This window comes from Corynebacterium sp. ACRPQ (genome assembly GCF_022347225.1).
Classification (GTDB): domain Bacteria; phylum Actinomycetota; class Actinomycetes; order Mycobacteriales; family Mycobacteriaceae; genus Corynebacterium; species Corynebacterium tuberculostearicum_D.
This window is the reverse complement of the sequence record NZ_JAKRNF010000008.1, coordinates 1-12,971: the sequence shown is the minus strand read 5'-3', so window position 1 is coordinate 12,971 and position 12,971 is coordinate 1. Positions and strand designations below refer to the sequence as shown.

At 62.0% G+C, this 12,971-nt stretch carries 12 protein-coding genes and 1 pseudogene; 8 read left to right on the top strand and 5 right to left on the bottom strand.

Annotated features, from left to right (window positions below):
- The first annotated feature begins 19 nt into the window (after window positions 1-19).
- From MHY24_RS06110 to MHY24_RS06090, 5 genes are all read left to right on the top strand, one after another.
- Complete coding sequence (locus tag MHY24_RS06110; protein ID WP_150851023.1) at window positions 20-532, top strand: phosphoribosyltransferase; 513 nt, start codon at window positions 20-22, stop codon at window positions 530-532.
- A gap of 21 nt (window positions 533-553) precedes the next feature.
- Complete coding sequence (locus MHY24_RS06105) at window positions 554-2,035, top strand: SulP family inorganic anion transporter (RefSeq protein ID WP_239228717.1); 1,482 nt, start codon at window positions 554-556, stop codon at window positions 2,033-2,035.
- Window positions 2,036-2,320: 285 nt separating this feature from the next.
- The gene (locus MHY24_RS06100) at window positions 2,321-2,821 is read left to right on the top strand and encodes a ferritin (protein ID WP_179387230.1); all 501 of its coding nucleotides are present in this window, start codon (window positions 2,321-2,323) and stop codon (window positions 2,819-2,821) included.
- 82 nt (window positions 2,822-2,903) lie between these two features.
- Window positions 2,904-3,257, top strand: coding sequence for a hypothetical protein (locus MHY24_RS06095; RefSeq protein ID WP_239228716.1), 354 nt, complete (start codon window positions 2,904-2,906; stop codon window positions 3,255-3,257).
- A gap of 13 nt (window positions 3,258-3,270) precedes the next feature.
- Entirely contained in the window at window positions 3,271-3,867 is a 597-nt protein-coding gene (locus MHY24_RS06090; protein ID WP_239228715.1) for an HAD-IA family hydrolase, read from the top strand.
- Here the strand turns inward: MHY24_RS06090 and MHY24_RS06085 are convergent.
- Window positions 3,850-4,983, bottom strand: a complete 1,134-nt coding sequence (locus MHY24_RS06085) for an ROK family transcriptional regulator (RefSeq protein WP_239228714.1) — start codon at window positions 4,981-4,983, stop codon at window positions 3,850-3,852. The two genes, MHY24_RS06090 and MHY24_RS06085, sit on opposite strands and share 18 nt — an antisense overlap.
- Window positions 4,984-5,091: 108 nt before the next feature.
- Here MHY24_RS06085 and MHY24_RS06080 point away from each other — a divergent pair, with 108 nt between their 5' ends.
- Window positions 5,092-5,661: a TIGR00730 family Rossman fold protein gene (locus tag MHY24_RS06080; protein WP_239194666.1), complete on the top strand. Its 570-nt coding sequence runs from the start codon at window positions 5,092-5,094 to the stop codon at window positions 5,659-5,661.
- A gap of 69 nt (window positions 5,662-5,730) precedes the next feature.
- On the top strand, window positions 5,731-7,401 hold the full coding sequence (locus MHY24_RS06075; RefSeq protein ID WP_239228713.1) for a DUF885 domain-containing protein: 1,671 nt from the start codon (window positions 5,731-5,733) through the stop codon (window positions 7,399-7,401).
- Here MHY24_RS06075 and MHY24_RS06070 read toward each other — a convergent pair.
- Complete coding sequence (locus MHY24_RS06070) at window positions 7,398-8,489, bottom strand: AbrB family transcriptional regulator (protein WP_239228712.1); 1,092 nt, start codon at window positions 8,487-8,489, stop codon at window positions 7,398-7,400. The two genes, MHY24_RS06075 and MHY24_RS06070, sit on opposite strands and share 4 nt — an antisense overlap.
- 120 nt (window positions 8,490-8,609) lie before the next feature.
- Between MHY24_RS06070 and MHY24_RS06065 the strand changes: the two genes are divergently transcribed.
- On the top strand, window positions 8,610-9,380 hold the full coding sequence (locus MHY24_RS06065) for a TSUP family transporter (RefSeq protein WP_239228711.1): 771 nt from the start codon (window positions 8,610-8,612) through the stop codon (window positions 9,378-9,380).
- Here the strand turns inward: MHY24_RS06065 and MHY24_RS06060 are convergent, their stop codons facing one another.
- The 3 genes and pseudogenes from MHY24_RS06060 to MHY24_RS06050 form a co-directional block, all read right to left on the bottom strand.
- On the bottom strand, window positions 9,381-11,648 hold the full coding sequence (locus tag MHY24_RS06060) for an ATP-dependent RNA helicase (protein ID WP_239228710.1): 2,268 nt from the start codon (window positions 11,646-11,648) through the stop codon (window positions 9,381-9,383).
- Window positions 11,649-12,314 (bottom strand): sugar O-acetyltransferase, encoded by a 666-nt coding sequence (locus tag MHY24_RS06055; RefSeq protein ID WP_239228709.1) that lies wholly within the window; start codon window positions 12,312-12,314, stop codon window positions 11,649-11,651. It lies immediately after the preceding gene.
- A gap of 243 nt (window positions 12,315-12,557) precedes the next feature.
- A pseudogene (locus MHY24_RS06050) lies at window positions 12,558-12,854 on the bottom strand (transposase); the annotation flags it as partial.
- Window positions 12,855-12,971 lie beyond the last annotated feature (117 nt).

Below are 12,971 nucleotides of genomic sequence, written 5' to 3'. Positions count from 1 at the left end.
CAAAAGGAGCCACACAATCGTGACTGAAAATTGGATCCACCCGGACCGGGAAAACCTCACCTGGGAGGTCTTCGGCGAGGCGAGCCGTAACCTATCGGAACAGATTGTGGAATCTGGCTGGTTCCCAGACCTCATCGTGGGCGTCGCCCGCGGCGGCCTGATCCCAGCCGGCGCTATTGGTTATGCCATCGGCGTGAAGGCCATGGGCGCTATCAATGTGGAGTTCTACACTGACATCGGCCAGACCTTGGATGAGCCTGTAATTCTTTCCCCGCAGCTGGATACGGATTCGCTAAAGGGCAAGAAGGTCCTGGTTGTCGATGACGTCGCGGACTCCGGCAAGACCCTCGATCTGGTGGTTAACCTGCTCAAGGAAACCGCAGATGATGTGCGCTCGGCCGTCATTTACACCAAGCCGAAGACCATTTTTGAGCCGGACTTCTCGTGGAAGAAGACCGATCAGTGGATCAACTTCGCGTGGTCCGTGCTGCCCGTGATCACCGCGGATGGCTCGTTTAAGGAAGGCTCCTAAAGTCCACTAGGATGTGCAGGCGTGATTAAAGAACAGCCTGCTCCTACCGGCGTCATCGCCAGTTTCCGCTATGCATTTTCCTCGCCTGCGCGCCTGCGCAAGGAGGTCTTCGGCGGACTAGCGGTGGCGCTTGCTTTGATCCCGGAGGTCTTAAGCTTTTCCATCCTCGCAGGGTTGGATCCGCGGGTGGGATTGTTTTCCTCCGTGGTGATGGCCATGTCCATCGCCTTTACTGGCGGCAGGCCGGCGATGATTTCCGCCGCGGCCGGTGCGGTGGCACTGGTGGTCTCTCCGCTCGCGCATGAGCATGGGCATGACTATGTGGTCGCCGCAGTGCTGTTGGCGGGAATTATGCAGGTGGTGCTGGCTGCGGTGGGCGTCGCTAAGCTCATGCGCTTTATCCCGCGCTCGGTGATGACGGGGTTCGTCAATGCGCTGGGCATCATGATGTTTACTACGCAGCTGCCACACCTTATTGATGTGCCATGGATGGTATATCTGCTGGTGGTCATTGGCCTGGCCATCATGCTGGGGCTGCCGCGGCTGACCACGGTGATTCCCGCCCCGTTGGTTACCATTCTGGTGGTCAGCATTATTGCGGTGGCGGCCGGGTGGAAGGTGCCCGATGTGGCGGATCAAGGCGAGCTGCCAACCTCGCTGCCGGGGCTTTTCGTGCCGGATATTCCGTGGAATCTAGATACCTTGCAGCTGATTGCGCCCTATGCCTTTGGCATGGCACTGGTGGGCCTGATGGAATCGCTGCTGACGGCCAAGCTGGTCGATGACATTACGGATACCCACTCCGATAAGACGCGCGAGTCCTTTGGCCAGGGCGTGGGCAATATCCTCGCCGCGGCCATTGGTGGCATGGGTGTGTGCGCCATGATTGGCCAGACCATGATCGGCGTGAAGGCGTCTCAGGCGCGCACGCGCTTGTCGACGTTCCTCGCGGGCGCCTTCCTCCTCATCCTCTGCCTGCTCTTTGGCCAGACCGTCGGCCGCATTCCGATGGCTGCACTGGTGGCGGTGATGATTATCGTGGCCGCAACGACGGTGGATTGGCATTCGGTGCACCCGCGCACGCTAAAGCTCATGCCGCTATCAGAGACGCTGGTCATGATGGTGACGGTGGTAGGAACGCTGGCTACGCATAACTTGGCGGTGGGCGTGGTGCTCGGCGTGGTGGCGGCATCAATCGGCTTTGCCCGCCGCGTGGCCCACCTAGTTGAAGTAGAGCGGATTGGAGATGCCGAGTACGCGGTGCGCGGCCAGCTCTTTTTCGCCTCGTCCAATGACTTGGTCTACGCCTTTGACTACACGCTGGATACCCAGCGCGTGGTGATTGATATGAGCAAGGCCGAGGTGTGGGACGCCTCTACGGTGGCGACGCTGGATGCGGTGCAGAAGAAATACGCCGAGCGTGGCATCGAGGTAGAGTTCCGTGGCCTGGAAGGGGCGAGCGCACAGCGCCTCGATCGCCTGAGCGGACGCTTTGGTGATTAAAGTCACAAATTAGGCCTGGGGTGTGCGGGCGTAAGTGGTTGTGGCTGTTCTGGACGCCGAGAAGCGACCGCGTCCTGGCGAGGGATCTGCCATGACCTCGGGTTCTTAGGGGAACTTTCCCTTTCCTTGGGGGATAGCTTTGTCTTGGCTAACTTAGGTTATCCAATCTAAAAAAGCGTAATGACGTGCAAGTTTACTTAAGTAGACCTTGCTGGATCGCGGGAGATTCTTCGGTAGTGTGGTGCTTAGCACTAATTAATTTCCCCACACAGAAAGGTTTTTACGATGGACGAGAAGCTGCAAACCCTGTTGAATGACCAGGTTATTAGCGAATACGGCGCTTCCATGGTCTACACCCAGCTGGCCTTCGAGATGGATAACCTCTCCTTCCCGGGCATGCGTGATTGGTTCATGGGCCAGGCTGCGGAGGAGCGCGAGCACGCCGAGAAGATTGCGGACCACTTGCTCTCCCGCGGTTACCGCGTAGAGCTCAATGACATCCCGGTTGGCTCCGTCAAGGCCGCTAACCCGCAGGATGCCTTCCAGGCTTCCCTCGAGCACGAGCAGAAGGTGTCCGAGGAGATCCGCACCATCGCCCGCGCGGCGCTAGACGCACAGGATCTGGAATCCCGCCAGCTCGTTGACTGGTTCCTGAGCGAGCAGGTGGAGGAAGAAGCTACCGTTTCTGAGATTCTGGACCAGATCAAGCTGGTGGGCAATGACGGCTCTGGTCTGCTGCGCATCGATGAGCGCCTGGCTGGCCGCCCCGATGGCGGCGCTGCCTAAGCGCGCGTGGGTGAATAACAAACCCATCAAGATTTAGCTCAATCCTCCCATGGCACTGCGGTGCGGTGGGAGGATTGTTTCTATGTCAACGCAACGCAAGGCTTTGTGCGCCATAACCCTGTTAGTTCTGGCGCTCTTTCTCATCGTGGGAGCGGCAATCATGTCCACGCACATGGCCTTGGGGGTATTTCTGACCACTGCGGCGCTGATGCTCGGCCCATTCGCCGGGCTCGCCCTGCTGGTTTATGGCGTCGCCGGAAAGCGTGGGGTAGTCACGCGCTCGCTCTACAGCCTCGGCGGCATGCTGCTCCTCGGTGCCATCGGCGGCATCTTCGCTCTGTCCATGGACCAGGCTCCTGCGATGCTGCCTCTCTTTGTCGCTGGTGCGGGCGTGGGGATCGTAGCCGTGCTGACCCAAGCGCCGAAACGCGCCTAAACTGGCCCCCGTTATGCCCAAACTCCTCTTTGATATGTACGGCGTGCTCATGCGCCCGGCCACCCCAGAAAGCCATGCGGACTTGGAGCGCCTCCTCGCGCCGCCCGATACAGAGGCGATGTGGGAGGCCTACGGGTTTTATCGGCCGGACTACGATGCCGGCATCTTTAGCGATAGCCACTATTGGAACGAGGTAGCGGCCCGCGCCGGGTTGGGGGAGGTTCCCGTCGCGGAGGCGGTAGCGTGCGAAAACAGCGGCCTACTGGAGGCGGATCCGGACATGGTGGCGCTGGTCAAGGGCCTTATCGGGGAAGGCTATAGCGTGGGCATCTTGTCCAATATCCCCACCACGCTGGCGGGCCAGGTGCGAAAGAAGCAGCCGTGGCTCGAGGACTGCGCGGCGGTGACGTTTAGCTGCGATATTGGCGTGGCCAAGCCGCACCCAGAAGCCTATCGCGTGGCCGTGGATGCGCTCGCCGCGCAGCCGAAGGATACGCACTTTTTTGATGACCGCATCGACTACGTGGAAGGCGCGAACTACTGCGGGCTCAACGCCCACCTCTTCCGCGGCATCGACTCGGTACGCGAGGTGCTAAGCGTGCTGGAGTGAGCGGCCCAAATCCAGCGGCTGGCGCAGTAGCTGATCGGTGGCCACGGTGCGGGCTACCGCGCGGACAATCTCCTTATGGCCGGGGATCATGCGCAGCTGCAACTCTTCGCCCGCAGAGGCGCGGACGGTGGCGGCGAATTGCTTGGGGGCCTTCGGGTCGTCGGTAAACGCGCCGCCGGCGATAACCACGGTGGCCGGGGAGTGGGCCTTGACCAGTTCCGCGGTGATGGCGCCCAACTGGCGGGCGCGCTCGTCCAAAATGGCGCGGACGGCGGGGTGGGAGTCGGCTACTTGGGCGGCGTCGGCAAGCGAGGCTGCCTCCACGCCCTCATGGCGTATCGCCTCCAGGATGTGCTGGGTGGCCAGCAGGTGCTCGGACGCGCCGTGGCACAGCAGCTCGGAGTGAGTCGCAGGCACGGGAATAATGGGGCTGACCTCGTCCTCTACGGAGAGGGCGGAGCCGATGGAATCGTCCGCGAAGAGCACCAGGACGCGCTCGCTGGTGCCAATCTCGGCCGCCTGGGTTTCGGAGCCGAGGATGGCCGGGATGACGGAGGAGACCACCACGGGTACGCCGAACTGGAAGCGCAGGCGCTCGGCAATGTCCACGCCGTGCCAATTGAGATTTTCCGCGGTGACCAGGCCGTTATCATCCACGGTGCCGGAGGTGGTCACGCCGAGGGAGACCAAGCGGTGGTTCAGGTTGGTCATCATGCGGTTGATGCCGGCCATGATGTGCTCGAGGAAGTCATCCTCGCTGAGGTTAGCCACCGGGGTGGTCAATTCCTCTTCGCTCAACGTGCGGCCCTTGATGTCATAGAGGCCGATGTAGGTCTGTTTGGTGCCCACGGAAATGCCGCCGAGCGCCCAGTCATTATCGGCCGCCTCGAGCGGAACGGTGGGCCGGCCGCGCCCGCGGGACTGGGTGAGGTCGGTGCGTTCCTGGATGAGGCCCGCGTTGAGTAGGGAAGTAGTAGCGCGCGTGATGGTGGGCTGGGAAAGTCCGGTGGCTTCCACCAGCTCGCTCCGGGTGATGATCGGGTTCAGGCGCACCAAATGAAGGCACTTTGCGGCCGGTGTGCGGGGGCGCGTGAACACTGGGCCAGGTTTGATCATAAAAAGAAGTATAAATATTCCAGACTGCTTTGTCTAATCTCATAAACTCACCATGTACCGAATGGTCTAAAGGTGGTGGTGGGCGCGCAGATATCTATGCTGGAGAGCATGCAGTCAGTAGCGGTTTATTGTGGTTCAGCAACAGGAAACTCGCCGGCCTATACGCAGGCGGCACAGGAATTGGGCGCGGAGCTGGCCCGACGCGGCCTGACTCTGGTTTACGGCGGCGGCAATATCGGCTTGATGCGCGAGGTGGCAGAGGCCTGCCTGGCCGCCGGCGGTACCGTCACCGGCGTGATGCCGCAGTCCCTGGTGGACCTGGAGATTTCCCACCCCGGCCTGACCACCCTCGAGGTGGTCGGCTCCATGGCTGAGCGCAAGACCCGCATGGAGCAGCTTGCTGATGCCTATATTTGCCTCCCCGGCGGCGTCGGCACCCTCGAAGAGCTCACCGAGGTGCTCACCTTGCAGCAGCTGGGCCACATCCGCGGCCCGGTAGGCCTTGTTAATACGGAGGACTTTTGGCGCCCGTTCTATGCCATGTACGCCGCCATGGCCGAGTCCGGCTTCATCCTGCCGCGTTTTGTCGACGCCTTGGTGATGGAGGAGAAACCGCAGGATATCCTGGATAAATTCAGCGGCTGGAGCTACCCCGGAACAAAGTGGGACAACGATTAGTTAACAAGTTCGCAACTTCAGCCCGCCCGGGTGGCCTATAGGCGATACTTAGGGATAGACTTCCTCGTTATGAGTTCTGAGCAGACCGCTAAGCGCCAGCCCTCTCTACTGGACGCTTCGTGCGATAACTTCGTTCACGACCTAGCCGAGCTTTCCCCCACCGATGCCACCGCGTGGGGCATTGACGGCTACGAGGGCGAATTGCAGGATTTCTCCCCCGAGTACTTCACCGCCATCGCAGACCGCACCCGCGAAATGGTCGCGGACCTGGATGCCCTGGATGACACCACCGATGAGTCCGATGATGAGGATGACTTTGATGACGTGGACTATGTCACCGCGGCCGTCCTGCGCGATCGCCTCTGCCTTGACCTCGATCTGCACCACCACAGCGAGGATGTACGCTGCCTGAATAACATCGCCTCCCCGGTGCAGACCATCCGCGATACCCTGCTGCTCATGCCGCAGGATACGGACGAGGACCGCGATGCCATCCGCTCCCGCCTGTCCAAGGTGAAGACCTCCCTGGCCGGCTACCGCAGCTCCCTAGAGGAGGCGGCCTCCCACGGCATGGTGGCACCGCACCGCCAGATCTCCGAGGTCATTGTGCAGTGCGAGCGGCTTGCCGACGCCGACTCGATGCTCGAGTCCCTCGGCCTCGACGCCGACTCCGCCGAGGTGCAGCAGGCCAAGGAGGCCTTTGGCGAGTTCTCCGATTGGCTCTCCAATGAACTGCAGCCCCAGGCGCCCACCAAGGACGCCGTGGGCCGCGAGCGCTACGAGCGCTTTTCCAAGCTCTTTGTGGGCGATGCCGTCGACCTCGATGAGGCCTATGAATGGGGCCTGGACCAGGTGCGCAGCCTGCGCGCGGAGCAGGAAAAGATCGCTCACGAGCTCTACGGCTCCGAGTGCTCGGTGCGCTCGGCGATGCGCAAGCTCAACCACGAGGACCGCTACACCCTGCGCGGCACCGATGCGCTGGTGGAGTGGATGCAGTCCATCGCCGATGGCGTCATTGCCGAGCTCAACGGCAAGGAATTCGATATTCCGGAGGAAGTAGAAGAGATCGAGTGCTGCATCGATCCAGCCGGCACCGGCGGCATCTTCTATACTCCGCCGAGCGATGACTTCTCCCGCCCGGGCCGCATGTGGTGGTCCGTGCCAGAGGGCCAGGACACCTTCCACACCTGGCAGGAGCTGACCACCGTCCACCACGAGGGCGTGCCAGGCCACCACCTGCAGCTCGGCTCCGCGCTGGTGCAAGAAGACCTCAACCTGTGGCGCCGCGCGGTGACGTGGAACTCCGGCCACGGCGAGGGCTGGGCGCTCTACGCCGAGCAGCTCATGGCCGAGCTGGGCTACATGGATGACCCGGGTTTCCGCATGGGCATGTTGGATGCGCAGCGCCTGCGCGCCGCCCGCGTGGTCGTGGACATCGGATTGCACTTGGGCAAGCAGCTGCCGGATTGCTCTACCTCCGGCGTGTGGGACAAGGCGCACGTAAAGACCTTCATGCGCGAAAACACCGCCATGGATGATGCCAACCTCAACTTCGAGGTCAACCGCTACCTGGGTTGGCCGGGCCAGGCACCGTCCTATGCGCTGGGTCAGCGCCTGTGGCAGGAAACCCGCGCCGAGGCCGAGAAGCAGGGCATGAGCGCGCGCGAGTTCCACTCGGAGGCCCTCGCCCTGGGCTCCGTGCCGATGTCCGTCCTGCGTGAGGCCGTGCTGGGCAACTAGCGGCGCAGCAGGCGCTTCGCCAGTCGCAGCAACTGCGGCAGGTAGCCCGCGATGACTAGTACCGCAATGAGCCGGGTGAGCTGTACCGCGATGACCGCGGGCCCGGCTCCGCCCTCGGCCGAGAGCGCGAGCACGGTCTCCAGCGCGCCGGGGCTCGTGGCCAGGTAGGCCTCAAAGTAGGAGATGTGCAGCCACTTAGTCAGCGGCCAGGCCGTGGCTGCGCAGATGCCGATGATGACCACGATGAAAAGAACCGTGGCAGGCAATTGCTTGGCAAAGGCCTTGAGCGCGGGCAGCGAGAGCTGGCCACCGCAGACCCAGCCGATGGATAAGAATGCCATCACTTTGAAGGCGTAGAGCGGCTCGAGCGTGTGGCCCTCCGGCAGCACGAAGGAGACCAGCACTGTCAGCAGAAGGGGGCCGAGCACGGCCGTGGCGGGCAGGTGCAGCAGCTTTCCCACCTTCTCACCCAAGAAGGCGATGGCAAGGACCAGCGCGATGATCCACCACGTGGCTTCTCCCTCCACCGTGAGGTCCGCGCCCTTACCGGCTGGGGTATCGAGCAGCGCGACGACGGCCGGGAGCGATACCGAGACCACCAATAAGCGCAGGTATTGGGTGAGGGCGACGTAGCGGAAGTCGGCACCGAGTTCGTCGGCAAGCGCGGGCATCAGCGAGGCACCACCCGGAAGCATGGATAGAATGCCGGTCTCTGAGGAGACATCGCGCGGCTGCGCGCGGTGCAGCAGCAGGCCGCCGACGATGCCGACCATGATGGTGACAAAGGACATGGTCACGGCCGCGGGCAGGAAACCGATCAGCTGGCCCAGCGGCACCACGGTGAGGGGAAGCGCTGCCATCATGCCGATAAAACCGCGGGACATATTATAAAAAGTCCGGTTGACCTGGAGGTCCTCGCCCGTAATGAGGGCCATGGCGCCCGAGGAGATAATGGCCGCCAAAATCCATGCGGCGGGCACGTGCCACAGGCTAAACAGCCAGCCCAAAAGAATAGAGACCGGGACAACGATGGCCCACCGGGCCACAGTGCGGGCATCAAGCCCGGTCTTTTCCTTCTTTGCGGCCATGCTTGCCCTCCTCGAAGTGCCATTGTGACTAGAGTGTAGCGCCCTTTCCTCCCTCTACAGTGGGGAGATTTGTATAGGCGGGTTATCACAATACATGACTAAAGATTTATGATCGGGGGCATGGAAATCGATGTGGCGCAGTGGGTGATTCTCTTTCTTGGTACCGCGACTGCGGGATGGATCGATGCGGTCATCGGCGGCGGGGGATTGATCCTCATCCCGCTGCTGCTCGCGGTCCTTCCCAGCCTCGCGCCTGCGGCGGCGTTGGGAACGAGCAAGCTGGCCTCGGTAACCGGCACCGGCTCGGCAGCCGTGACTCTCGCGCGCAAGGTGAAGCTGGACAAGGCAGAAATGGCGCGGTTCCTCCTCATCGCGCTGGTCTGCTCCGGGTTGGGGGCCAGCGTGGCCTCGAGCCTCGATAAAGACATCATGCGCCCCATCATCATCGTGCTCATGGTGGCTGTGGGCATCTTCGTGGCCTTCAAGCCAGACTTTGGCAGCAGCGATGCCGCCGGAACCCGTGGTGGTTGGCGGACCGTCGTGGTCTTGGTGCTCTCCGGCATCATTTCCTTTTATGATGGCATCTTCGGACCAGGTACCGGCATGTTTTTGATCATGGCCTTTACCTCTATTTTTGCGCAGAACTTCTTGACCTCTGCGGCCATGGCCAAGGTGGTCAATACCGCTACCAACTTTGGTGCGCTCATCGTGTTCATTATTGGCGGGCACGTGTGGTGGACGCTCGGCATCGTGCTCGGCGTAGCCAATATCGCCGGCGCACTCCTCGGTGCACGTACCGTACTCGGTGGCGGTGCCAAATTCATCCGCTACGCGCTACTTACCTTGGTCGTGGTCATGAGCTGCTACCTGGGCTGGCAGCAGTGGGGCTAACTACATACGGTTTTTGGTGCGCGCGGTAGCAACCGCATTCCACGGGTCCTCCGGCCACGGGTGCTTGGGGTAGCGCCCGCGCATATCGGCGCGCACGCCAGCATAAGGACCGGACCAGAAGCTGGCGAGATCATCGGTCACCGCGAGTGGGCGGCCGGCGGGGGAGAGCAGGTGGAATTGCACGCGGTGGCCGCAGTATTCGGGGGATGCGGCCAAGCCGAAGCATTCCTGCAGCTTGATGTGGACCACGGGGCGATCGCCGGACCAGTCGATTAGTGCGTCCCGGCCGGAGGGGACTGGGAGGCGCTCGGGGGCGAGCTCGTCCAGACGGGCGGCTTCCGGCCAGGGCAGGAGGCGTTGCAGCGCGGGGTACATGTTGAGCTTGGCGGCGGGGGTGCCCTCCGCAATGCGGTGGAGTTCGGGGCCGAGCCACTCGGCGGGATCCGCGGAATCGACATCGGGCCACGGCTGGCCATAGTGGGCGTGCAGGTGGCGCAAGCGGTCTTTTAAGCTTTGGGCTTTCTCGCTGAAGGTGAAAAGGCCTAAGCCTTCCTCGCGGATGCCGGCGGCAAGGGCTTCCTCGGCCGCGGGGCCGGTGACCTTGACTGGGGTTTCAGAAAGGGTGATGGCGCCCGCGGCCTTGACCTTGACGCCGCGCACACGGCCATCGCGCAGGAAGGCGCGGGTCTCCTCGGTGACGCCGATAGTCTCTAGGGCCGCAGTTTCCTCGATGCGCGCGGCCGAGCGGATGATGGCATTGCCCGCGTTGGACAGGGAGACCTCTGCGATGGCGAGCCACGGGGCACCGGCTAAGCCCGAGTTATCGAGCAGGCGGGCGCGGGTGCCGCTAGCTAGCAGGTAGTCCTCGCCCATGCGCTTGGCCACCTGCTCGGGAAAGGCGGTGGCTACGACCTCGCCGGGATCGGTGGGGCCGAGATCGTCTACGAGGCGTGCAAGCCGCTTGACCTCTTTTTGAGGTGGACGGTGACGGGAGAGATCGGGGGTTAAGGGGGCGTCGGCAAGCGAGGCGATAATGGGCGCGGCTTGGCTGCCGTGGCGGAGCAAGGAGGCGCCGAGGCGCGGATCGGTGGGCAGGAGGGCGAGTTCTTGCGTCGCGCCAATGCGCTTGAGGGTCGCCTGCGCGGATGCCAGGGCTTGGGCCGGCGGCGGATCGAGCAGCGGGAAGTCCGGGCCTGCGCCCCAGCAGTCCAGAAACAGCGCGGCCTGGGTGAGGTCCGCGGAGAGGATCTCCGGCGTGGTGTGTGGGGAAAAGTGCTGGTAATCGTTCTGCGAATAGCAGCGAATAACGGTGCCGGGCGCTTCACGGCCGGCACGACCAGCGCGCTGGTTGGCACTCGACTTTGAGGTAGAAACCGTCACTAGCCCGGACATGCCGCGTTGGGCGTCGCGCCGGGGAACGCGGGAAAGCCCGGCATCTACCACCACGCGCACGCCCGGTACGGTCAGCGAGGACTCCGCGATGGAGGTAGCTACGACGATGCGCTGTTCCTCGGTATACAGCGCGGCGTCTTGCTCCGCGGTGGTTTGCTTGCCATGCAGGGGAAACACATTATGGCCTGCCAAGGCATCGCACACGAGGTTGACCTCGCGCACGCCGGGCACAAAGACCAGCGTTGATTCCTGCTGGCGGGCTGCCTGCTTGGCGACGTCCCCATAAAACTCCCTCGTTCCCGCCGCCCTGCCCGGCATGGGGGCGTAGTGGATATCGAGCGGGTGGGTGACTGCCTCGGTGACGTGGACGGGGGCGTCCATAAGCTGGGAAAAGCGCTGCGCATCCACGGTGGCGGACATGGCGATGACGCGGAAATCCTCGCGCAGCTCGGCTAGTTCCAGGCACATGCCCAGTACCAGATCCGTATCGAGCTGGCGCTCGTGGACCTCATCAATGGCAACGGCGGACACGCCCTCGAGCTCCGGATCCTTCAACAGGCGACGCAGCAGCACGCCCGGCGTGACGAATTCGACTTCGCTGCCCTTGCGGGACTCGCCCCGGGTGGCGAAGCCGACCTTGTCCGGGGTGCCGCTCAGCGTGCTTAAGCGCTGCGCGGCCGCGCGCACGGCCACACGACGTGGGGCGGTGACGATGACCTTGCCGCGCCCTGCCGCATGATTGGCTAGCGCCGGTGGCACGAGTGTGGTCTTACCCGTGCCGGGCGGGGCTTGGATGACGACGTTTCCGGTTTCCGGCAGCGAATCGATGGTCTCGGCTACGGGCAGACCCGCGCCGATGCGAGCGAGATCAAACATTTAATTGGCGGCTCCAAAACCTTCGACAGGACCGTTGAGATCCTGGCGTTCCCAGACCTCTTCATTGTCTTCCAGCTTGCGCACCACGCGGCCGGGTGAACCCAGGACCAGCGAATTATCCGGGATATCGGTGGTAATAAGCGTGCCTGCGCCTAAGACGCAGTTCTTTCCAATCGTGATGCCCGGCAGCACAGTGACATTAGCACCGAGCCAGGTGTTGTCACCGATGGTGATGGGCTTGGCTATCTCCCACCCACCAGCGCGCATCTCATGATCGTTTACCGGATGTCCCACCGTAATCAGGGAGCAATTGGGGCCCACCATGACGCCATCACCGAGCATCACCTGGGCCTGGGCCAAAATGGTAGCGCCAAAGTTAATGAAGACGCGCTCGCCGCATACTAGATTGCATCCGTACTCCAGATTCAACGGCACATGCAGGCCCGGCACCGCGGAATCTTCCGGCAGTATTTCGCGCAAGATGCCTTCGGCATGCTCCTGGTCCGTATTGTGCAGCTCGTTGAGCTGCTTGACCAGGCGAAAGCCGCGCTGGTGCTCCTTCTTCGCCTCCGGCATGCTCGGCAGGAACCACTCCCCACCGGTCATCCGCTCCCATGAGCCGTAGCGTTCCAAGTCCTGCCGCCCCTTTACATTCATGGGTGTCATTGTAGAGGGTGGGTCATGCTTAAAAGGTATCTGCGAAAATCACTTAGGTTCCTGTAAAACACAAACTCCGCAGGCCGCTTTTGTTGGCTCGATAAAATTTGTAGACGACATTGGCAAAGAGGTTGCTAATTCTCAGAGTTAAGGTTGAGTGTTAGTAGAAGGTGTAAACACATCGAATGAGCATATGGAAACAGATTTGGGGTTACCCGCAAGTCGTGGACCCGTTGTTAAGCTGCTTAGGGGTTAAGCAGCGGCTTTCTTATTACCGTTTTGATTAGCGAGCTGGGCTTCGAAATTGACGGGGCTTACCATCCCGATGGACGAGTGGCGACGGCGCCGGTTATAGACGATCTCAATCCAGCGAGCCACCGTCTTCCGGGCTTCGTTGCGGGTTTGTCATTTCTTCCGATCGTAAAATTCGGTCTTCAATGTCGACCAGAACGACTCGGCCATCGCATTGTCAAAGCAGACACCAGTACGGCCGACCGATTGTGCAATCCCTAGTTCTTGTCAGACCTGCCACAGCTGTGAAGTGTCCCAGGTTTTGTTCCGTTTAAGTAGATGGGAAAATCTGGAATATGCCAAGAAAATTTGACCAGGATGCAAAGGACCGTGTGGTCCGTCTCGTGGAAGATCGCATCTTGGCAGAAAATATGT

Coding starts and splice junctions, on each gene's coding strand:
- MHY24_RS06060 (WP_239228710.1), bottom strand. CDS start 11,648: ATGTTTGATCTCGCTCGCATCGGCGCGGGTCTGCCCGTAGCCGAGACC.
- MHY24_RS06095 (WP_239228716.1), top strand. CDS start 2,904: ATGTCAACGCAACGCAAGGCTTTGTGCGCCATAACCCTGTTAGTTCTG.
- MHY24_RS06100 (WP_179387230.1), top strand. CDS start 2,321: ATGGACGAGAAGCTGCAAACCCTGTTGAATGACCAGGTTATTAGCGAA.
- MHY24_RS06090 (WP_239228715.1), top strand. CDS start 3,271: ATGCCCAAACTCCTCTTTGATATGTACGGCGTGCTCATGCGCCCGGCC.
- MHY24_RS06055 (WP_239228709.1), bottom strand. CDS start 12,314: ATGACACCCATGAATGTAAAGGGGCGGCAGGACTTGGAACGCTACGGC.
- MHY24_RS06065 (WP_239228711.1), top strand. CDS start 8,610: ATGGAAATCGATGTGGCGCAGTGGGTGATTCTCTTTCTTGGTACCGCG.
- MHY24_RS06075 (WP_239228713.1), top strand. CDS start 5,731: ATGAGTTCTGAGCAGACCGCTAAGCGCCAGCCCTCTCTACTGGACGCT.
- MHY24_RS06085 (WP_239228714.1), bottom strand. CDS start 4,983: ATGATCAAACCTGGCCCAGTGTTCACGCGCCCCCGCACACCGGCCGCA.
- MHY24_RS06070 (WP_239228712.1), bottom strand. CDS start 8,489: ATGGCCGCAAAGAAGGAAAAGACCGGGCTTGATGCCCGCACTGTGGCC.
- MHY24_RS06080 (WP_239194666.1), top strand. CDS start 5,092: ATGCAGTCAGTAGCGGTTTATTGTGGTTCAGCAACAGGAAACTCGCCG.